The sequence below is a fragment of the Pseudomonas sp. B21_DOA genome (assembly GCA_030544685.1).
Lineage (GTDB): Bacteria > Pseudomonadota > Gammaproteobacteria > Pseudomonadales > Pseudomonadaceae > Aquipseudomonas > Aquipseudomonas fluorescens_AO.
The window spans coordinates 1,829,615-1,850,616 of the sequence record CP086683.1 but is presented as its reverse complement, the minus strand read 5'-3'; the positions used below and the strand labels follow the sequence as shown (position 1 = coordinate 1,850,616).

At 59.7% G+C, this 21,002-nt stretch carries 15 protein-coding genes and 3 pseudogenes; 8 read left to right on the top strand and 10 right to left on the bottom strand.

Going from position 1 to position 21,002, the window contains the following annotated elements:
• Nucleotides 1–77 precede the first annotated feature (77 nt).
• From carA to grpE, 5 genes are all read right to left on the bottom strand, one after another.
• Nucleotides 78–1,214, bottom strand: a complete 1,137-nt coding sequence (carA, locus tag LJU32_08415; protein WKV90223.1) for a glutamine-hydrolyzing carbamoyl-phosphate synthase small subunit — start codon at nucleotides 1,212–1,214, stop codon at nucleotides 78–80.
• A gap of 258 nt (nucleotides 1,215–1,472) precedes the next feature.
• Nucleotides 1,473–2,276 carry a 4-hydroxy-tetrahydrodipicolinate reductase gene (dapB, locus tag LJU32_08410; protein ID WKV90222.1) on the bottom strand — a complete coding sequence of 268 codons (804 nt, stop codon included), beginning with the start codon at nucleotides 2,274–2,276 and terminating at the stop codon, nucleotides 1,473–1,475.
• Between the two features lie 9 nt (nucleotides 2,277–2,285).
• Nucleotides 2,286–3,410, bottom strand: a complete 1,125-nt coding sequence (gene dnaJ / locus LJU32_08405; GenBank protein ID WKV90221.1) for a molecular chaperone DnaJ — start codon at nucleotides 3,408–3,410, stop codon at nucleotides 2,286–2,288.
• Between the two features lie 297 nt (nucleotides 3,411–3,707).
• Nucleotides 3,708–5,624 carry a molecular chaperone DnaK gene (gene dnaK / locus LJU32_08400; GenBank protein WKV90220.1) on the bottom strand — a complete coding sequence of 639 codons (1,917 nt, stop codon included), beginning with the start codon at nucleotides 5,622–5,624 and terminating at the stop codon, nucleotides 3,708–3,710.
• 102 nt (nucleotides 5,625–5,726) lie between these two features.
• The gene (grpE, locus tag LJU32_08395) at nucleotides 5,727–6,293 is read right to left on the bottom strand and encodes a nucleotide exchange factor GrpE (GenBank protein ID WKV90219.1); all 567 of its coding nucleotides are present in this window, start codon (nucleotides 6,291–6,293) and stop codon (nucleotides 5,727–5,729) included.
• A gap of 240 nt (nucleotides 6,294–6,533) precedes the next feature.
• Here grpE and recN point away from each other — a divergent pair.
• A pseudogene (recN, locus tag LJU32_08390) lies at nucleotides 6,534–8,191 on the top strand (DNA repair protein RecN).
• Nucleotides 8,192–8,281: 90 nt separating this feature from the next.
• On the opposite strand, the gene fur reads toward recN, so the two are convergent.
• Nucleotides 8,282–8,686, bottom strand: coding sequence for a ferric iron uptake transcriptional regulator (gene fur / locus LJU32_08385; GenBank protein WKV90218.1), 405 nt, complete (start codon nucleotides 8,684–8,686; stop codon nucleotides 8,282–8,284).
• Between the two features lie 97 nt (nucleotides 8,687–8,783).
• On the opposite strand from fur, the gene LJU32_08380 reads away from it, so the two are divergent.
• Complete coding sequence (locus LJU32_08380; GenBank protein WKV90217.1) at nucleotides 8,784–9,311, top strand: outer membrane protein assembly factor BamE; 528 nt, start codon at nucleotides 8,784–8,786, stop codon at nucleotides 9,309–9,311.
• A 60-nt stretch (nucleotides 9,312–9,371) separates the two neighbouring features.
• Here LJU32_08380 and LJU32_08375 read toward each other — a convergent pair.
• The 3 genes and pseudogenes from LJU32_08375 to LJU32_08365 all read right to left on the bottom strand — a co-directional run bounded on the left by LJU32_08375 (nucleotide 9,372) and on the right by LJU32_08365 (nucleotide 11,523).
• Nucleotides 9,372–9,685, bottom strand: a pseudogene (locus LJU32_08375) (RnfH family protein).
• A complete protein-coding gene (locus LJU32_08370) occupies nucleotides 9,678–10,112 on the bottom strand; it encodes a type II toxin-antitoxin system RatA family toxin (protein ID WKV90216.1) in 435 nt (144 codons plus the stop codon). The pseudogene LJU32_08375 and the gene LJU32_08370 overlap by 8 nt, the downstream one beginning before the upstream one ends.
• 7 nt (nucleotides 10,113–10,119) lie before the next feature.
• A complete protein-coding gene (locus LJU32_08365; protein ID WKV90215.1) occupies nucleotides 10,120–11,523 on the bottom strand; it encodes a sodium-dependent transporter in 1,404 nt (467 codons plus the stop codon).
• 119 nt (nucleotides 11,524–11,642) lie between these two features.
• Between LJU32_08365 and smpB the strand changes: the two genes are divergently transcribed.
• Nucleotides 11,643–12,125 carry an SsrA-binding protein SmpB gene (gene smpB, locus LJU32_08360; GenBank protein ID WKV90214.1) on the top strand — a complete coding sequence of 161 codons (483 nt, stop codon included), beginning with the start codon at nucleotides 11,643–11,645 and terminating at the stop codon, nucleotides 12,123–12,125.
• Between the two features lie 135 nt (nucleotides 12,126–12,260).
• Here smpB and LJU32_08355 read toward each other — a convergent pair whose 3' ends face one another.
• On the bottom strand, nucleotides 12,261–13,028 hold the full coding sequence (locus LJU32_08355) for an FCD domain-containing protein (protein WKV90213.1): 768 nt from the start codon (nucleotides 13,026–13,028) through the stop codon (nucleotides 12,261–12,263).
• Between the two features lie 263 nt (nucleotides 13,029–13,291).
• Here LJU32_08355 and LJU32_08350 point away from each other — a divergent pair, with 263 nt between their 5' ends.
• The 5 genes and pseudogenes from LJU32_08350 (at nucleotide 13,292) to LJU32_08330 (ending at nucleotide 20,886) form a co-directional block, all read left to right on the top strand.
• Nucleotides 13,292–14,986, top strand: a complete 1,695-nt coding sequence (locus LJU32_08350; protein WKV90212.1) for a lactate permease LctP family transporter — start codon at nucleotides 13,292–13,294, stop codon at nucleotides 14,984–14,986.
• A gap of 172 nt (nucleotides 14,987–15,158) precedes the next feature.
• Entirely contained in the window at nucleotides 15,159–15,959 is an 801-nt protein-coding gene (locus LJU32_08345) for a (Fe-S)-binding protein (GenBank protein ID WKV90211.1), read from the top strand.
• Nucleotides 15,956–17,411 (top strand): annotated as a pseudogene (locus LJU32_08340) (LutB/LldF family L-lactate oxidation iron-sulfur protein). Before LJU32_08345 ends, LJU32_08340 begins: the two are co-directional and overlap by 4 nt.
• On the top strand, nucleotides 17,408–18,079 hold the full coding sequence (locus LJU32_08335; protein WKV90210.1) for a lactate utilization protein: 672 nt from the start codon (nucleotides 17,408–17,410) through the stop codon (nucleotides 18,077–18,079). The pseudogene LJU32_08340 and the gene LJU32_08335 overlap by 4 nt, the downstream one beginning before the upstream one ends.
• On the top strand, nucleotides 18,076–20,886 hold the full coding sequence (locus LJU32_08330; protein ID WKV90209.1) for an FAD-binding oxidoreductase: 2,811 nt from the start codon (nucleotides 18,076–18,078) through the stop codon (nucleotides 20,884–20,886). Before LJU32_08335 ends, LJU32_08330 begins: the two co-directional genes overlap by 4 nt.
• Nucleotides 20,887–21,002 lie beyond the last annotated feature (116 nt).

The window sequence follows — 21,002 nt, the reverse complement described above, 5'->3', positions numbered from 1 at the left end:
ATTTCTGAAGTCCCGAGGGGGCCACCGGTGCCGGGGCCGCCCTCGAGGGCTTCTCTCTACAGTCTCAAGGCGAACGCTTAGCGTCGCTTGGCCATCTCGTTGATGAAGCGGTCGAACAGTGGCGCAACATCGTTCGGGCCCGGGCTCGCTTCAGGGTGGCCCTGGAAGCTGAACGCGCTCTTGTCGGTGCGCTCGATGCCTTGCAGGGTGCCGTCGAACAGCGATTTGTGGATCGCGCGAACGTTGCCCGGCAGGGTGGCTTCGTCGACCGCAAAACCGTGGTTCTGGCTGGTGATCATCACCACGCCTGTGTCCAGATCCTGCACCGGGTGGTTGGCACCGTGGTGGCCGTGGCCCATTTTCAGGGTCTTGGCGCCGGAGGCCAGGGCCAGCAGCTGATGGCCGAGGCAGATGCCGAACACCGGCGTCTCGGTTTCCAGCACTTCCTTGATCGCCTGGATCGCGTAGTCGCATGGCTCCGGGTCACCCGGGCCGTTGGACAGGAACACGCCGTCCGGCTTCAGCGCCAGCACATCGGCGGCCGGGGTCTGGGCAGGCACCACGGTGACGCGGCAGCCGCGCTCGACCAGCATGCGCAGGATGTTGACCTTGACGCCGTAGTCGTAAGCGACCACGTGATAAGGCAGTTCGGAGGCTTCGATGGTCGCGTGGCTGTCGGTTTTCAGATCCCAGACAGTCGAGCGCCATTCGTATTGCTTCTGGGTGCTGACGACTTTCGCCAGATCCATGCCCTTCAGGCCCGGGAAGCCTTGCGCAGCGGCGATGGCCGCTTCTTCGGAGATGTTGTCGCCGGCCATGATGCAGCCGTTCTGAGCGCCTTTTTCACGCAGGATGCGGGTCAGGCGACGGGTGTCGATACCGGCGATTGCCACAACATTGTTGGCTTTCAGGTAATCAGACAGGGACATCGTGTTACGCCAGTTGCTCGCTACCAGCGGCAGGTCACGGATGACCAGGCCAGCGGACCAGACGCGGTCGGACTCGGCGTCTTCCGGCGTGGTGCCGGTGTTGCCGATGTGCGGATAAGTCAGGGTAACGATCTGTTGGGCGTAGGAAGGATCGGTAAGGATTTCCTGATAGCCGGTCATTGCGGTGTTGAACACCACCTCACCAACGGTCTGACCGTCGGCTCCAATGGCTTCGCCGCGAAAAATGCTGCCATCAGCAAGGGCGAGTATGGCTGGCTTAGTCAAGAAGACCTCCCGTAAATAACGCATGAAAGGGCAATCGCAGGTTGTAAAAAAGCGGAGTGACGTATGGACACGTCACCCCGCTTCTTCACTGAAATTATTCTGCGCGCTTTTAGTGGACACACTAAAGCTGTAGCTTACAGAAAAGGCAGTTTTTGGTCCACCGCTAAAGAGCCCTAAAGGCCGGAGAATGCGACAGGTCGTCGCCAAGCGGTAAAAACCGGCGCAAAACGGGACGTTTGCGCCGGGTTCAGCAACGGCTCAACGCAGGTCGAGAACGTCCTGCATGTCGTACAGGCCCGGCTCGCGACCATCCAGCCACAGCGCCGCACGCACCGCGCCCTTGGCGAAGGTCATGCGGCTAGAAGCCTTGTGAGTAATCTCGACGCGCTCGCCATCGGCAGCGAACAGCACAGTGTGATCACCAACGATGTCGCCAGCACGCACGGTGGCGAAACCAATGGTTTCACGCTCACGCGCCCCGGTCTGGCCTTCACGGCCGTAAACCGCGACCTTCTTCAGATCACGCCCCAAGGCATCGGCAATCACTTCACCCATGCGCACCGCGGTACCGGATGGAGCATCGACCTTGTGCCGGTGATGGGCCTCCATGATCTCGATATCGACATCGTCGCCCAGCACGCGCGCAGCGGTGTCGAGCAATTTCAGGCAGAGGTTGACGCCGACGCTGAAGTTGGCGGCGAAGACGATCGGAATGTCCCTCCCCGCCTCGGCCAGCAATTGCTTCTCTTCAACACTGAAACCGGTGGTGCCGATGATCATCGCTTTGCCGTGTTTGCGGCAGAACGCGAGGTTTTTCAGGGTCACGGTCGGATGGGTGAAGTCGATCAGCACATCGAACTCTTCAACCACACGATCCAGATCACCAGACAGCGGCACGCCGATTCGGCCCAGCGCTGCCAGCTCACCGGCGTCCGCGCCGACCAGCGTGCTGTCCGGACGATCAACCGCCGCCGTCAGACCGGCGCCCGGTGTCTGCTGCACCGCCTCGATCAGGGTCTTGCCCATGCGCCCGGCGGCGCCCATCACAGCTATACGTCGCATGCCGACTCCTTACAAATCGCCGAAGAAGCGCTTTACACCGTCGAACCAACCGGTGGTTTTCGGCGAGTGGCTGTTGTCGTCGGCCAGGGAGCTGCGGAATTCTTCCAGCAGTTCACGCTGACGACGATTGAGGTTGACCGGCGTTTCCACAGCGACACGGCACATCAGGTCGCCGGCACCACCACCACGCACTGGCGCAACGCCTTTGCCGCGTACGCGGAACTGCTTGCCGGTCTGCGTACCTTCGGGGATTTTCAATTTGACGCGACCGTCGAGGGTCGGAATTTCCAGCTCGCCGCCCAGTGCTGCGTCGACGAAGCTGATCGGCACTTCGCAGAACAGATGCTTGCCGTCACGCTGGAAGATGTCGTGTTCGCGCACGTTGATCACAACGTACAGGTCGCCAGTCGGCCCGCCCTGGGTACCCGCCTCGCCTTCGCCAGACAGACGAATGCGGTCGCCCGTATCGACACCGGCCGGTACTTTGACCGACAGGGTTTTGTACTCTTCGACGCGACCGTCGCCGTGGCAGGAGTCGCACGGATCGGAAATGATCTTGCCCTGGCCATGGCAGCGCGGGCAGGTCTGCTGCACCGAGAAGAAGCCCTGTTGCATGCGTACCTGGCCGATGCCGCCGCAGGTCGGGCACGTCGTCGGCGAAGAGCCTTTCTTGGCGCCGGAACCATCGCACGGCTTGCAGTTGACCAGTGTCGGCACGCGGATATTCACCGACGTGCCGCGCACCGCTTCTTCCAGATTCAGTTCCAGGGTGTAGCGCAGATCGCTGCCGCGCTGAGCGCCACCACGGGAACCGCCGCGACCGCCACCGAAGAAATCACTGAAGACATCGCCGAAGATGTCCGAGAAGTTCTGGCCACCGAAGCCGGCACCGCCGCCGCCCATGCTCGGATCAACGCCGGCATGACCGTACTGGTCGTATGCCGCGCGTTTGCTGGCATCGGACAACACTTCATAGGCCTCGTTGGCCTCTTTGAATGCTTCTTCCGAAGCTTTGTCGCCGGGATTACGGTCGGGGTGGTGCTTCATGGCCAGACGGCGATAGGCCTTCTTCAGGTCCGCTTCGCTCGTGCCCCGCTCGACACCCAATACTTCGTAATAGTCACGCTTTGCCATAAGTTCTTTGCACTCTTAAGGACGTTCGGCAAACCCCTCCTGAGCCTCGCCAAACTCGTTGAGCCCCCATTAAGGCCCGGACCCAACTCACGTCAATTCAACGATCCTGGTCTTGATTGATGCGGTATCTGCGGCGCGAAAAGCAGGAGCATTCCCGGCCATACCGCCAGCATCCGAACGCTGTCGCATGCTGTAAAAATTCGCGTATTCCAGATACGCCAACGCGGGAGGCAAGCTCCCGCGCGGCGACATCCTACCAGTCACCGCCGCAAGGCAGTCAACCGGGCGACCAACAACTTACTTGTGGTCTTTGACTTCTTCAAACTCGGCATCGACAACGTCGTCAGCCTTCTCAGCCGATTCGCCTTGCGAGGCCGCGCCATCAGCTGGCTGAGCCTGTTCGGCGTACATCTTCTGAGCAACCGGCGCGGAGACTTTCGACAGCTCTTCAACCTTGGCTTCGATGGCAGCCTTGTCGTCGCCCTTGACGGCGGCTTCCAGGGCAACCACAGCAGCTTCGATTGCAGTCTTCTCTTCGGCGGTGACCTTGTCGCCCGCGTCAGCGATCATCTTGCGAGTCGAGTGCACCAGTGCATCACCCTGGTTACGGGCAGCGGCCAGCTCTTCGAACTTGCGGTCTTCCTCGGCATTCGCCTCGGCGTCACGCACCATGCGCTCGATTTCTTCGTCGGACAGACCAGAGTTGGCCTTGATCACGATCGACTGGGTCTTGCCGGTAGCCTTGTCTTTCGCGCCGACGTGCAGGATGCCGTTGGCGTCGATGTCGAAGGTCACTTCGATCTGCGGCACGCCACGTGGAGCTGGTGGAATGTCGGCCAGGTCGAACTTGCCCAGCGATTTGTTCTGTGCGGCTTGCTTGCGCTCGCCCTGCAGAACGTGAATGGTCACAGCGCCCTGGTTGTCGTCGGCGGTCGAGAACACTTGCGATTTCTTGGTAGGAATCGTGGTGTTTTTCTCGATCAGCGCAGTCATCACGCCACCCATGGTTTCGATACCCAGGGTCAGCGGGCTGACGTCGAGCAGCAGCACGTCTTTCACGTCACCGGCCAGAACAGCGCCCTGAATCGCAGCACCCATGGCAACAGCTTCGTCCGGGTTAACGTCTTTACGCGCTTCTTTACCGAAGAAATCGGTAACCAGCTTCTGTACCAGCGGCATACGAGTCTGACCACCGACCAGAATCACGTCGTTGATCGCGCCGACGTCGATACCGGCGTCTTTCATGGCAATGCGGCAAGGTTCGATGGTGCGCTGAACCAGGTCTTCAACCAATGCTTCGAGCTTGGCACGCGAGATTTTCACGTTCAGGTGCTTAGGACCGGTCGCGTCTGCAGTGATGTACGGCAGGTTGACGTCGGTCGACTGAGCGGACGACAGCTCGATCTTGGCTTTCTCAGCGGCTTCTTTCAGGCGCTGCATCGCCAGCGGGTCACCTTTGAGGTTCATGCCGCTTTCTTTCTTGAATTCGTCAACGAGGTAGTCGATCAGACGAATGTCAAAGTCTTCACCGCCGAGGAAGGTGTCACCGTTGGTGGCCAACACTTCGAACTGGTGCTCGCCGTCAACTTCAGCGATTTCGATAACGGATACGTCGAAGGTACCGCCACCCAGGTCATAAACGATCACGGTGTGATCGCCCTTGGCCTTGTCCATACCGTAAGCCAGAGCAGCTGCGGTTGGTTCGTTGATGATACGTTTTACGTCCAGACCAGCGATGCGGCCGGCGTCTTTGGTAGCCTGACGCTGGCTGTCGTTGAAGTAGGCCGGAACGGTGATCACCGCTTCGGTGACTGCCTCGCCGAGGTAGTCTTCGGCGGTCTTCTTCATCTTCTTCAGAATTTCAGCCGAGATTTGTGGCGGTGCCATTTTCTGGCCGTTCACTTCTACCCAGGCGTCATTGTTGTCAGCCTTGACGATCTTGTAAGGGACCATCTGGATGTCTTTCTGCACAACTTCTTCGTCGAAACGACGACCGATCAGACGCTTTACCGCGTACAGGGTGTTGTGCGGGTTGGTGACAGCCTGACGCTTGGCCGACTGACCTACCAGAATTTCGCCATCATTGGCGTAAGCGATGATCGACGGCGTGGTGCGCGCGCCTTCAGCGTTTTCAATAACTTTGGCTTTGCCGTTTTCCAGCACGGAGACGCAGGAGTTGGTAGTCCCCAGGTCGATACCGATAATTTTGCCCATGTTCACTCTCCCGAAACTTTGGATTTTGTTGCCGCAGCAGTGGTGGCTGACTGCGGTAGCACTTAAACGCTTGACTTCTAAATGGGGGCCTTGCGGCTAATTTCAAGCCTGCTCGTCAATCGAAGGCGAAACCGGTGCCGGCGCCTTGCTGACCACGACCATCGCCGGGCGCAGCAGGCGACCATTGAGCTGGTAGCCCTTCTGGAAAACCTTCAACACGCTGTTCGGCTCGACGTCAGCACTTTCCTGCATGGCCATCGCCTGATGGTGAACGGCGTTGAACGGTTCGCCATGCGGATCGATCGCTTCAAGCTGGTAGCGCTTGAGGGTGTCGTGGAACATTTTCAGGGTCAGTTCGATGCCTTCGCGCATCGGACGGATGCTTTCGTCGTCCGGGCTCGACAGCTCGAGGCCGCGCTCCAGGCTGTCGACGATCGGCAACAGGTCGCTGGCAAATTTCTCAAGGGCAAACTTGTGCGCCTTCTCGACGTCCTGCTCGGCCCGGCGGCGAACGTTCTGCAGATCGGCAGCAACACGCAGAGACTGATCCTGCGCGGCGGCCAATTGCTCTTCGAGCACTTGCACACGGGTCGCCAGGTCGTCACCCGAACCTTCGGGCGCCTGATTGGCATCTGGGTTTTGCGTATCTACTGTCTGTTCGTCAGCCATAGAATTCTCCTTTCAATTTCGTCCGCGAGCCTGACTCGCGCTTCTGCCCCAATATATGGGGCCGCAAAATCAGGCTTCAAGGGCTGAAAACAATTGTCCCTACAAAAAAGTGCTGATTAATCATTCTGGAACGCGCTAAGAAAACATTTTGATCAAGCAAATCGAGCTAAGGCGGGGCATTGTCAGCCCCGAACAAAACACTGTATAAATAACCAGACCTCAAGCCTGGGAGCTGCCTTTATGCTGGTGCACCTGTCCGTACACAACTACGCCATCGTTGAACATCTCGATCTTGAACTTGATCGCGGGATGAGCGTGATCACAGGGAAACCGGCGCCGGCAAGTCGATCATGCTCGACGCCCTGGGCCTGACGCTGGGCGATCGCGCCGACAGCGGCGTGGTTCGCCCAGGCGCCGATAAAGCCGACATTCTTGCCACCTTCGATCTCGCTGATATCCCTGAAGCCAGCGCCTGGCTGGCCGAGCGCGATCTGGAACACGACGGGCCGTGCATCCTGCGCCGGGTCATCACTTCGGAAGGTCGTTCGCGCGGCTATATCAACGGCACGCCCTGCCCGCTTGGCGACCTCAAAGCCCTCGGTGAGCTGCTGATCGATATCCACAGCCAGCATGAACATCAGTCACTGCTGAAAACCGACACCCATCGCCGCCTGCTCGACGAGTACGCCGGCGCGACTGATCTGGCCCGTCAGGTGCAACTGGCCGCACAGCGCTGGCGCCAGACTCGCCAGGAACTGGAGCGGCTCTCCAACTCCGGCGACGAACAGCGCGCACGTCATCAACTGCTCAGCTATCAGCTCGAAGAACTGGAAAACCTCGGCCTCGGCGAAAACGAACTGGAACAGCTGGAGCAGGAACACAAGAACCTGACCAACGCCGAGACCTTGCTGGGCATTTGCCGGCAAGTGGTCGAGCAGTGCAGCGAAAGCGATTCAGGCAATGTGCTGAATGCGCTGACCGCCAGCCTCAATCGACTTTCCAGCGTGAACAGCTCGGTGGGGGCGCTGGGTGAAGCCAGCAGCCTGCTGACCAGCGCACAGATTCAGGTGGAAGAAGCGGTCGGCGAGCTCAACCGCTTCCTTGATAACTTCGATGCCGACCCGGCTCGCCTGCAATATCTGGAAGAGCGTCTCGACGCGATCTACACGTTGGCGCGCAAACACCGGATCCAGCCGACCGAAGTCGGCGAGATGCAGCAGAAGCTGCTGGATGAAATCGAAACTCTGAATGCCAACGATGAATCCATCGAGCGCTTGGGTGAGGAACTGGCGTCCTATGCCCGCCACTATCAAGAGAAAGCGCGCGAGCTGAGCGACCTTCGCCATCAAGCCGCCGGCAGCCTCGCCAGCGCGGTGGAGCAGGAAATCCAGCGCCTGGGCATGCCGGGTGGTCGCTTCACCATCGAACTGAAAGCCAACAGCAGCGACGAGTTGCTGCCGAACGGGCTGGAACAGGTTGAACTGCTGGTCAGCGCCAACCCCGGCCAACCGCTCAAGGCGCTGGCAAAAGTTGCCTCCGGTGGTGAGCTGTCGCGGATCAGTCTGGCAATCCAGGTGATTACCGCACAGACATCCCGTGTGCCGACGCTGGTGTTCGACGAAGTGGACGTAGGCATTGGTGGTCCGACTGCCGAGATTGTCGGCCAGTTACTGCGCCGTCTCGGTGATCGCGGCCAGGTCTTGACCGTGACGCACTTGCCGCAAGTGGCGGCGCAGGGGCATCAGCATCTGTTCGTGCACAAGGTCCGCGACGAGAAGGCGACTCACACCGCCGTCGCCAAGCTCACAAAGAACGAGCGCATCGAAGAAGTCGCGCGCATGCTCGGCGGTATCGACCTGACCAAGGAATCCCTGGCTCACGCGAAAAAATGGTGGTGACTGCCAAGGCTTAATAAAGAGTAGAAAGCACGAAGGCGACCCTTGGGTCGCCTTCGTTCGTTTCGCGAATGTGAAATTCGCGCGACATGCTTACTTTTTCTTGCGTACGTACAGCACCAGGTTGTGATCAACCATCTCGAAGCCATGCTTCTCGACGATCGATTTCTGAAGTTTTTCGATTTCTTCGTCGAAGAATTCGATCACTTCACCCGATTCCACGTTGACCATATGGTCGTGGTGACCACCGTCAGCCAGTTCGAAGACCGCGTGGCCGCCGTCGAAGTTGTGGCGGACCACGAGGCCGGCCGCTTCGAACTGGGTCAGAACACGGTAAACCGTGGCCAGACCGACGTCCTCACCAGCTTCCATCAACGCCTTGTAGACGTCCTCGGCACTCATGTGGCGCTGCTCGGTAGAGTCGAGCATTTGCAGGATCTTGACCCGTGGCAGGGTCACTTTGAGGCCGGCTTTGCGTAGTTCGCTATTTTCAACCATGGTCAGCTTTCTCGCGATGCTGCTTCGCAGCTTCTCTTAATGCGGGTATGATCGGCGTTTACGTTGTCCCAGCCAAGATAGTGGAAGTCGCCCACCGATGCAAAACACCAAGCTCTTGCTAACCAGTTTCACCTTTGTGGGACTGCTCGCACTCGCCGGTTGTTCATTCCCCGGGGTTTACAAAATCGACATCCAGCAGGGCAATGTCGTCACGCAGGACATGATAGACCAGTTACGCCCGGGAATGACCCGGCCGCAAGTACGGTTTATCATGGGCAACCCTCTGCTTGCCGACACGTTCCATGCCGATCGCTGGGATTATCTGTACAGCCTGCAACCGGGTGGCGGTGAACGCCAGCAGGAACGAATCAGCGTTATCTTCAATTCCAACGACCAGCTTGTCAGCCTGTCCGGTGACTTCATGCCCGGCGTGAGCCGTGACGAAGCCATTCTCGGCAAGGACAGCGGCACGAACGTGACCGCGCCTGCTAAAAACACCGACAAGCCAGAAGCTGAAAAGCCAGCCAAACCAGGCTCCTTGCTGGATCAGATCCAGAAGGACGTCGATGGTGTGGAAACCGTACCGGTTCCGACACCAGAGCCACTGGACACCTCGCCGCAGTAATAGGCGAGGCAATAAAAACCCGGACATTCCGGGTTTTTTATTGCCTGCCGTTTGGCCTGATCAAATATTCCGCGCTTTCGCCTCAGCAGCCTTGGCCGCACGCAAGCGTCGAACTTCTTTGGGATCCGCCAGCAGCGGTCGATAAATTTCGATGCGATCCCCGCCTGAACCGCGCGAGAATCGGCGTCAGTCACGACCTTGCCAAAAATACCCAGCGGGCACTCCGCGAGATCCAGCTCAGGAAACTCGGCCGCGATGCCCGATGCGTGCACCGCCGCCCGAACGCTTACGCCTTCAGCCACGCTGATCGCACGCAAAACCTGGCGATCAACCGCCGCGTACACGACTTCTATCTCGATCACCGGCTCAACCATGCATCTGCTTGGCGCGCTGGCAGAAAGCATCCACCAGCTGGTTAGCCGCCTGATTGAACAGCGGGCCCAACGTAGCGCGCACCAACGGTCCGGCATAATCGAACGACAGATCCAGACTGATCTTGCAGGCTTTTTCGTTGAGTGCCTTGAATACCCAGATGCCGTGCAACTGAGTGAACGGGCCTTCTTCAAGATTCATCTCGATCGACTGCCCTGGCACCAGCGTATTGCGCGTGACGAAATGCTGACTGAGGCCGCCCTTCGCTACGCCGACACTGGCGCGCATGTGTTCCGGGGAGCTTTCCAGCACTTCAGCCTCCGAGCACCACGGCAGAAACTCCGGGTAACGCGCGACGTCGTTGACTAGGTCGTAGAGAAACTGCGCCGGATACGGCAGGAGCGCGGATCGTTGGATATGTGTCGTCATGTAAGCGTTACTTCCAGAGCTGAGCGGCAAAGACTACAAGAATGCCGATAGGCGCCACGTAGCGCATCAAGAACAGGGACAGGGCAAACAGAACCGGGTTACGGATGGACAATTCATCCCGCACCGCCTCACGCCCCATCACCCATCCCGCGAACAGCACGAAACACAAGCCACCGAGGGGCAACATGATCCGCGAGGTGAAGAAATCGATCACGCCGAAGAAGTCAAGACCGCTCTGCGCACCCCATTGATAGAGGCTGAACGCCCCGCCTTCGTTCACGAAAAACTTGGCTTCCTTCCAGATATTGAAAGAAAACACTGTACCCAGACCGACAAACCAGCAGGTGAACGCCAGCCAGAAAGTCACCCAGGTGCGGCTGATTTTAGTGCGCTCAACCAGGTAAGCCACCATCGGCTCGAGCAGGGAAATCGCCGAGCTCCAGGCCGCCACCGCGACCAGCACGAAGAACACCACCCCCATCAACTGGCCGAAAAAGACATTACCAAAAGCAAACGGCAGGCTGACGAACATCAGTCCCGGACCTTCGCTTGGGTTCAGACCAGCAGCAAATACAATTGGAAACAATGCCAGACCGGCGACCAGCGATACGAAAGTATCCAGCAGCGCAACACCGACCACCGTGCCCGACAGCGAGGTGTTCTTCGGCATGTAGGCGCCGTAGATCATGATGGAGCCGACGCCGACGCTCAGCGAGAAGAACGCGTGCCCCATCGCCGGCAGCAGGCCGTCGAGGACTTTTTCCGGGTGGAAGTCGAACATGAAATGCACGCCTTCCATGAAATGCCCGGTGGTCATGCTGTAGCCCAGCAGCACCAGAATCATCACGAACAGCAGCGGCATCATGATTCGCAGGCTGCGTTCAAGCCCGGCGACCACGCCTTTGGCGATCACGAAGGCCGACAGCAGCATGAAAATCGTGTGCCAAAGTGTCAGGCGCCATGGATTGGAGATGACATTGCCGAAATAGGCGCCGACCTGATCGGCCGTCGCGCCCTGGAAATCGCCACGGCCCATGTCGACGATGTAATCCAGCGACCAGCCGCCGACCACACTGTAGAAAGAAAGAATCAGCAGGGCCGTGATCATCCCGGCAAACGCGCCCCACGACCATTTGGCCGAGTGCCCCGCCTCCAGCGCCAGCACCTTCAAGGCGTTCGCCGGACTTTGCCGGGCGCGCCGGCCGATCAGGGTTTCCGCGAGCATGACCGGCACGCCGATGAGTGCGATGCACGCCAGAAACATCAGCACAAAGGCACCGCCGCCGTAGACCCCGACCATGTAGGGGAACTTCCAGATACTACCCAGTCCCACGGCCGAACCGGTCGCGGCGAGTATGAATACCCAGCGGCTAGCCCAACTGCCGTGGACAGAAACCTTGTCTGTCGACATCGTTTATCACGCCCAAGCGTTAGAAAAAGAGGCCGCATTGTCCGGGATTCACTCAACCTGCTCAAGCACGCAGCAACACCGTAGCCGACAGCCGAACAACTCCATATAATGCCGCCCCTATGGCTAAACAGAAGAAACACCCAACAGGGACCATCGCGCAGAACAAAAAGGCGCGACACGATTACTTCATCGAGCACAAGTTCGAGGCTGGTCTGGTCCTGGCCGGCTGGGAAGTAAAAAGTCTGCGGGCGAGCAAGTTGCAGCTGGTCGACAGCTATGTGCTGCTCAAGGATGGCGAAGCATGGTTGCTCGGCAGCCACATCACGCCGTTGATGACCGCAAGCACTCACGTCATCGCCGACCCGGTGCGCACACGCAAACTGCTGCTCAACCGCCGCGAGCTGGACAAGCTCGCCGCCGCCGTGCAGCAAAAGGGTTATGCCTGCGTCTGCCTGTCCTGGTACTGGAGCAAGCACATGGTCAAGTGCGAGATCGCTCTGGGCAAGGGCAAGAAGGAATACGACAAGCGTGATACCGAGCGCGAGCGCGATGCCGGTCGTGAATTGCAGCGTGCGGTGCGCAACAAGGGCAAGGAAGATTAGTTTTCCACCCTGATCGCTCCCACGCTCTGCGTGGGAATGCATCCCGTGACGCTCCGCGTCACAATGTGGACGCAGAGCGTCCATTGCTGTATTCCCACGCAGAGCGTGGGAACGATCGTTTGCAGAACTAACTGACTACATCCCCTTGCGCCGCTCCGCCCGAGCCATGCGCTGTACCTCCTGACGCACCTCTTCCAGCACTTCCTGCACATACAGAATATGGCGGCTGGACACTTCTCGCGCCTGCTCGGCACGCCCTTCGATAATCGCCAGATACAATTCCCGATGCTGCGAGATCAGCATGTCGCGGGTTTCCGTGCGCTGTTTGTACATGCCGCCGATGTTGGTCACGACGTTGCGCTTGAGCAGGTCGAACAAGCCGCGAATCGTGTGCAGCAACACCGCGTTATGGCTGGCCTCGGCAATCGCCAGATGAAATTTCGCATCCGCAGCGCCCTCTTCCGCCCGGCTGACTTCTTCATGGCGCGAGTAGCAATCCTGCAGCTCTTCGAACGCAGCGGTCAGGCGCTCGCGATCGACATCGGTGGCGCGCAATGCGGCGTAGTAGGCACACGATGCCTCCAGGGTGTGCCGGAATTCGAGCAAATCACGCTGCGCTTCGGGATTGCTTTCAAGCAATTGCAGCAGTGGATCGCTGAACGTCGACCCCAGGCCTTCCACCACATAATTGCCGCCGCCCTGGCGACTGACCAGCAAACCTTTGGCCGCGAGTTTCTGAATCGCCTCGCGCAACGACGGGCGTGATACGCCAAATTGTTCGGCCAGCGCGCGCTCGGCCGGCAGCCGCTCGCCCGACTTCAGCGTGCCCTCGAGGATCATCCCCTCGAAGCGCTCGACAATATCGTCAGACAAACGGCGCTGACGTATCTGATCAAAGCCCATAACTCATTTCTCCACGATCCCGACCGCTCGCCGGGGTGTCTATTCTGGCCTATCCGCGCGCCGCCGACACCTGCCAGCCACCACTTCGCCAAAGCGGATCAGTTGCTCTCTGCACCGCATCTTCGACGAAAGTTTCAGAGCGGCAAATTGACACACCGCCACCAAGGCTTTTACCCTAGCCAACAGCGCTTGTAAATTGGTCTTACCAATTATCCAAGATTGCTCACAGTGCCTGACCAACAACAATTAGGGGCCACCCCACCATGCAAACCTGGCAACAGCTCTACAGCCCGCTCGGCGGTCTTGGCGTCTCCGCTCTCGCAGCCGTCATTCCCATCGTGTTCTTCTTTCTCGCCCTGGCGGTGTTCCGCCTCAAAGGCCACGTGGCAGGCAGCATCACCCTCGCGCTTTCGATTGCCGTGGCGATTTTCGCCTTCCAGATGCCCGTGGACATGGCCTTCGCCGCCGCTGGTTATGGTTTCGCTTATGGTCTGTGGCCGATTGCCTGGATCATTGTCGCGGCGGTGTTCCTCTACAAACTGACGGTGAAAAGCGGTCAGTTCGAGGTCATCCGCAGCTCGGTCCTTTCGATCACCGATGACCAGCGCTTGCAGGTGTTGCTGATCGGTTTCTGCTTCGGCGCATTTCTGGAAGGTGCCGCCGGTTTCGGCGCGCCGGTAGCGATTACTGCCGCATTGCTTGTAGGACTGGGCTTCAATCCGCTGTACGCCGCCGGTCTCTGCCTGATCGCCAACACCGCGCCGGTAGCGTTCGGCGCACTGGGGATTCCGATCATCGTGGCGGGCCAGGTCACTGGCATCGACGCCTTCAAGATCGGCGCCATGACCGGTCGCCAGTTGCCACTGCTGTCGCTGTTCGTGCCGTTCTGGCTGGTGTTCATGATGGACGGCCTGCGCGGTGTGCGCGAAACCTGGCCAGCCGCGCTGGTGGCGGGTTTGAGTTTCGCCATCACCCAATACTTCACTTCCAACTTCATCGGCCCGGAACTGCCGGACATCACCTCGGCACTGGCCAGCCTGATTTCCCTGACCCTGTTCCTCAAGGTCTGGCAACCACGTCGCGCCGCCGGCCAGCACATCGTTGGCGCCGTGTCCGCTTCGGTGGTCAGCGCCAGCGTCGGCGGTTTCGGCCAGAAGCGCACCACCGTGGCTTCGCCCTACAGCCTCGGGGAAATTTTCAAGGCGTGGTCGCCGTTCCTGATCCTCACTGTGCTGGTGACCATCTGGACGCTGAAGCCTTTCAAAGCGATGTTCGCTGCCGGCGGCTCGATGTACAGCTGGGTGTTCAACTTCGCGATTCCGCACCTTGATCAACTGGTGATCAAGACTGCGCCGATCGTGGCCAACCCGACCGCGATTCCAGCGGTGTTCAAACTCGACCCGATTTCCGCCACCGGAACCGCGATTTTCTTCTCCGCGTTGATTTCGATGCTGGTGCTGAAGATTAATTTCAAAACTGGTCTGACCACTTTGAAAGAGACCTTCTACGAACTGCGCTGGCCAATCCTGTCGATCGGCATGGTGCTGGCGTTCGCCTTCGTCACCAACTACTCCGGTATGTCCTCGACCATGGCCCTGGTGCTGGCGGGTACTGGCGCGGCGTTCCCGTTCTTTTCGCCATTCCTCGGTTGGCTGGGTGTATTCCTCACCGGTTCGGATACTTCGTCGAACGCGCTGTTCAGTTCGTTGCAAGCGACCACCGCCCACCAGATCGGCGTCAACGACACCTTGCTGGTGGCGGCCAATACCAGCGGCGGCGTGACCGGCAAGATGATCTCGCCGCAATCGATCGCCGTGGCCTGCGCCGCGACCGGTCTGGTCGGCAAGGAATCGGATCTGTTCCGCTTCACCCTCAAGCACAGCCTATTCTTTGCAACGATTGTCGGTTTGATCACCCTGGCTCAGGCCTACTGGTTCACCGGCATGCTGGTGCACTAAACCTACAAGAAAGACGGAAATAACCGACGCCGGCCCGTGATCCGGCGTCAGCAATTCACCACCGGGTCTGTAAGGCTGCTGAAAGCAACGCGCTTTATATTCGGCAGCCGCAGCAGACGGATAACCGGGCCCACCCGGAGACACGCCTGATGAGCGAGCTTTTTACAACGCTGTGCCGAACGCGACCCGCGTGGCACCGCCACTGCCCGAACCTCGGCAATACCCCAGCGAAAAACCGTCGCGGGTCTACCTGTTCGGCACGTGTGTGGTCGACCTGTTCTACCCAGAAGCCGGGATGGACGCGATCCATCTGCTGGAGCGCGAAGGGATACGGGTCGAATATCCGCAAGGGCAGAGTTGCTGCGGCCAACCGGCTTACACCTCGGGTTACACCGAGCAGGCGCGGACGGTAGCGCGCTCGCAACTGGCGCTGTTTGCCGGAGATTATCCGGTGGTGATGCCGTCGGGTTCCTGCGCCGGCATGCTGCGCGAGCATTACGCCGACTTGTTCAAGGACGAGCCGGAAACGTTGAAACAGGTGCAGGCTCTCGCAGCGCGCACTTATGAACTGGCCGAGTTTCTGCTGTTTGTCTGCAAGGTGCAGCTCAAGGACAGTGGCGAACCGGTCAAAGTCGCGCTGCACACCTCGTGTTCGGCACGCCGCGAAATGAACACCCACCTGCACGGCCGCGAGTTGTTGGCGCAGTTGAGCAATGTGGAACGGGTCAATCACGACCACGAAAGCGAATGCTGTGGCTTCGGCGGAACATTCAGCGTCCGTATGCCAGACATTTCCGGCGCGATGGTGGCTGACAAGACCCGCGCGCTGAAGGAGTCCGGCGCGCACAAGGTACTGAGTGCCGACTGCGGCTGTTTGATGAACATCAACGGCGCGCTGGAGAAACAGCAGGAAAAGTTACGCGGGCAACATCTGGCGAGCTTCCTCTGGCAGCGAACTGGAGGTGCGCAATGAGCACCTCGACGATTATTCCTACGGTCGCCGTAGAAGAAGATTTCCGCACCCGGGCACACAATGCCTTGGGTGATCAGCAGTTGCGGAACAACTTCCGCACTGCCATGGATTCACTGATGACCAAGCGGGCAGCGGCTTTCAGCGATGCCCACGAAAGAGAACATTTGCGCGCACTGGGCAATTCGATCAAGGCCCGCGCGCTGTCCAAGTTGCCCGACCTGCTCGAGCAACTGGAACAGAACCTGACCCGCAACGGTGTGACAGTGCACTGGGCGGAAACGGTGGACGAGGCCAATGGCATCGTCTTATCGATCATCCGCGCTCACGAGGCGCGGCAAGTGATCAAGGGCAAATCGATGGTCAGCGAAGAGATGGAGATGAACCATTTCCTCGAGGCTCGGGACATTGAATGTCTGGAGTCCGACATGGGGAGTACATCGTCCAGCTCGACCACGAGAAGCCTTCACACATCATTATGCCGGCGATCCACAAGAATGCCGGTCAGGTCGCGTCCTTGTTCCACGACAAACTTGGCGTGGAATACACCAAGGACGTTGACCAACTCATTCAGATCGGTCGCAGGGTCCTGCGGCAGAAATTCTTCGAAGCCGACATCGGCGTCTCCGGCGTCAACTTCGCCGTCGCCGAAACCGGCACCCTGCTGCTGGTGGAAAACGAAGGCAACGGGCGCATGACCACCACCGTGCCACCGGTGCATATCGCCGTCACCGGCATCGAAAAAGTCGTGGAAAACCTGCGTGACGTGGTCCCACTGCTGTCACTGCTGACGCGCTCGGCGCTGGGCATTCCGATCACCACTTACGTCAACATGATCTCCAGCCCGCGCAAGGAATATGAACTCGACGGCCCGCAGGAAGTGCATCTGGTCCTGCTCGACAACGGTCGCAGCCAGGCCTTCGCCGACAGTGAATTGCGCCAGACCCTGAACTGCATCCGCTGCGGCGCCTGCATGAATCATTGCCCGGTTTACACCCGCGTCGGCGGCCACACTTATGGCGAGGTCTACCCGGGGCCGATCGGCAAAATCATCACCCCGCACATGGTCGGCCTGGCCAAGGTTCCGGACCACCCGAGCGCATCATCATTGTGCGGCGCCTGCGGTGAAGTCTGCCCGGTGAAGATTCCGATCCCGGCGATCCTGCGCCGTCTGCGCGAGGAAAACGTCAAAGCTCCAGACGCGCCGAATCAGGTGATGCGCGGCCAGGGCAGCAAATATTCGCGCAAGGAGCGTTTTATCTGGAACGCCTGGGCCAGACTCAACAGCTCGCCGACGCTATACAGCTTGTTCGCTTTTTCGCCACGCGCCTGCGCGCCCTTACGCCGAGCAATGTCGGCCCATGGACGCAAAACCACAGCGCACCAAAACCGGCCGCGCGTTCGCTGCATGACATGGCCCGCGAGCATCTGGGCAAACAGGGAGAGCGTCGATGAGCGCCAAGCAAAATATCCTCGGCAAGCTGCGGAAAAGTCTGACCGGCACCACGCCAATTGCCGACAACTTCGATGTCGACCTGGTCACCCAGCCCTACACCTACAGCGCCGAGCAACGCATTCCGCAACTGCGCAAACTGATGGAAGCGGTGCACACCGAAATCCATCTGACCTCGGCCGAGGAGTGGCCGGCATTACTCGCGCAACTGCTGCGCGACCGCCAATTGCCGAGCCTGCTGATCGCACCGACTACACCGCACGGGCAACGCATCACACAGCACTGGGCGAACAATCCCGAGCTGCCAGAACTGAAGTCCTACGACCGGCCAATGGAAGAGTGGAAAGCCGAGCTGTTCAACGACACCCCGGCCAGCCTCACCGGCACCCTCGGCGCGATCGCCGCGACCGGCAGCCTGATCATCTGGCCTACCCGTGAAGAACCGCGCCTGATGAGCCTGGTGCCGCCGGTGCATTTCGCTTTGCTCAAGGCCAGCGAAATCCGCGACAACTTCTATCAGGTGCAAGAGGAATTCGAATGGGCGCAAGGCATGCCGACCAACGCGCTGCTGGTCTCCGGCCCGTCGAAGACTGCCGATATTGAACAGGTCCTCGCCTACGGCGCGCATGGCCCGAAAGATTTGGTCGTGCTGATTCTGGAGGATCAATGAGTCTTCCTGCCGCTTTCCTCCGTGATGCCGAGCAACTGATTCCAGCACACCGGCGCTTCGACGATCCGCTGTCGACCCTGGCCTTCGGCACCGACGCCAGTTTCTATCGGCTGATCCCGAAACTGGTGATCCGCGTCGAGTCCGAAGACGAAGTGGTGGCGCTGCTGCAACTGGCCCAGCGTGACAAGGTGCCGGTGACCTTCCGCGCCGCCGGCACCAGCCTGTCCGGGCAGGCGATCAGCGACTCGGTGCTGATCGTGCTCGGGGATAACTGGAACGCCCGCGAGATTCGCGGCCAGGGCACGCAGATCCGCCTGCAACCGGGCGTGATCGGCGCGCAGGCCAACGCCTGGCTGGCACCGTTCGGACGCAAAATTGGCCCGGATCCGGCGTCGATCAATGCCTGCAAGATCGGCGGCATCGTCGCCAACAACGCCAGCGGCATGTGCTGCGGCACCGCGCAGAATACCTATCACACCCTGGCCGGGATTCGTCTGGTGCTGGCCGATGGCACGCGCCTCGACACCGAAGACCCTGCCAGCGTCGCGGCATTTCGTTCTAGCCACGGCGACCTGCTCGAAAGACTGGCGACATTAGGCCGCGAGACCCGCGCCAACGCCGAGCTGGCCGCGAGAATTCGCCACAAATACCGTCTGAAAAATACCACCGGCCTGTCGCTCAACGCCCTGGTGGATTTTGACGAGCCTGTGGATATCCTGAGCCACCTGCTGGTCGGCTCCGAAGGCACCCTCGGCTTTATCAGCGCGGTGACTTACGACACCGTCATCGATCACCCGAACAAGGCCTCGGCGCTGATCGTGTTCCCCGATGTCGAAATCTGCTGCAACGCGGTGACCGTGCTGAAAAGCCAACCGGTATCCGCCGTGGAACTGCTCGACCGACGCAGTCTGCGCTCGGTGCAGGACAAAAAAGGCATGCCCGCTTTCGTACAGCTGCTGTCGGAAAATGCCTGTGCGCTGCTCATCGAATCCCGCGCCGCTTCGTCGACATTGCTGCAGGAACAACTGGCGCAAATCATGGCGTCCCTACGCGATTTCCCCGTCGAGAAGCAGGTCGACTTCACTGAAGACCCGGTGGAAAACGCCCGCCTCTGGGCCATCCGCAAAGACACCTTCCCCGCCGTCGGCGCCGTGCGCAAAACCGGCACCACAGTAATCATCGAAGACGTGACCTTCCCGGTCGAACAACTGGCCATCGGCGTCAATCGCCTGATCGAGCTGTTCGACAAACATGCCTACGACGAAGCGATCCTTTTCGGACACGCACTGGAAGGCAATCTGCACTTCGTCTTCACCCAAGGCTTCAACAGCCCGGAAGAAATCGCACGCTACCAAGCGTTCATGGACGACGTCGCGCAACTGGTCGCGGTGGAATTCGGCGGCTCGCTGAAGGCCGAACACGGCACCGGCCGCAACATGGCGCCGTTCGTCGAATTGGAATGGGGCAGCGACGCCTATCAATTGATGTGGCAGCTCAAACGCCTGCTCGACCCCAACGGCATTCTCAATCCGGACGTGGTGCTCAGCGAAGATCCGCAGATCCACCTCAAGCACCTGAAACCGCTGCCGGCGGCGGACGAGATTGTGGACAAGTGCATCGAGTGCGGTTTCTGCGAACCGGTCTGCCCATCGAAAGGCCTGACCTTGAGCCCACGCCAGCGCATCGTGATCTGGCGCGATATCCAGGCGAAAAAGCGCGCCGGCGTCGACACCACCGAACTGGAAAAAGCCTACGAGTACCAAGGCATCGACACCTGCGCCGCGACCGGCCTGTGCGCGCAACGCTGTCCTGTAGGCATCAACACCGGCGAACTGGTGAAAAAGCTCCGTGGCCGACACGCCACGCACCAGAAAACCGCTGACTGGATCGAAGGAAATTTCGCCAAGACCCTGCAAGGCGCGCGCTTCACCCTGCACGTCGCCAACGGCGCGCGGATGATGCTCGGCGCGCCGCGTCTGGCGAAGCTGTCGGCAACGCTGACGCGCTTGTCCAAAGGCCAGGTGCCGCTGTGGACCAACGCCATGCCACAACCGGAAAAAGCCATTCGCTTCAGCCCGAGCGTTTCGGACGAGCGCCCGCGTGTGGTCTATCTGGCAGCTTGCGTCTCGCGGGTCATGGGCCCGGCGGCGGGTGACAAAGAACAAATGTCGCTGTACGACAAAACCCGTGGCCTGCTGGAAAAAGCCGGTTACCAGGTAGTCTTTCCCGACAACCAGGACAACCTCTGCTGCGGTCAGCCGTTTGCCTCCAAAGGCTACGCCGAACAGGCCGAACACAAACGTCAGGAGCTGATCAGCGCCCTGCTCCACGCCAGTCGCGGCGGCCTCGACCCGATCTATTGCGACACCAGCCCGTGTACGCTGCGACTGATTCAAGACATCGGCGAAACGCGGCTGGATCTGTACGATCCAGTGCGCTTCATCCGTACGCATCTGCTGGATCGTCTGGACTTCACACCCCAGGAATCGCCGATTGCCGTGCACGTGACCTGCAGCACTCAGCACTTGGGCGAAAGCCAGGCGCTGATCGATCTGGCGCGCAAATGCAGCAACACCGTGGTGATTCCCGAGGGCATTCATTGCTGCGGGTTTGCCGGCGACAAAGGCTTCACCACGCCGGAGCTGAACAGCCATTCGCTGCGTACGCTCAAGGACGCCGTGCAGCATTGCAGCGAGGGGATTTCCACGAGCCGCACGTGCGAAATCGGCCTCACCCAGCACGGTGGCATCGACTACCACGGGCTGGTTTATCTGGTGGATCGGGTGACGCGGGCAAAAGTCGTCTGAAGAAAAATAGAACTCTTGAGCGAGACGGCAATCCACAGAACAGGCCCCGACAAATCGGGGCTTTTCCTCCATTCGGTGGCTCGCCCAGCGGTCAGCGAAGCCTGGATCCCTCAGTT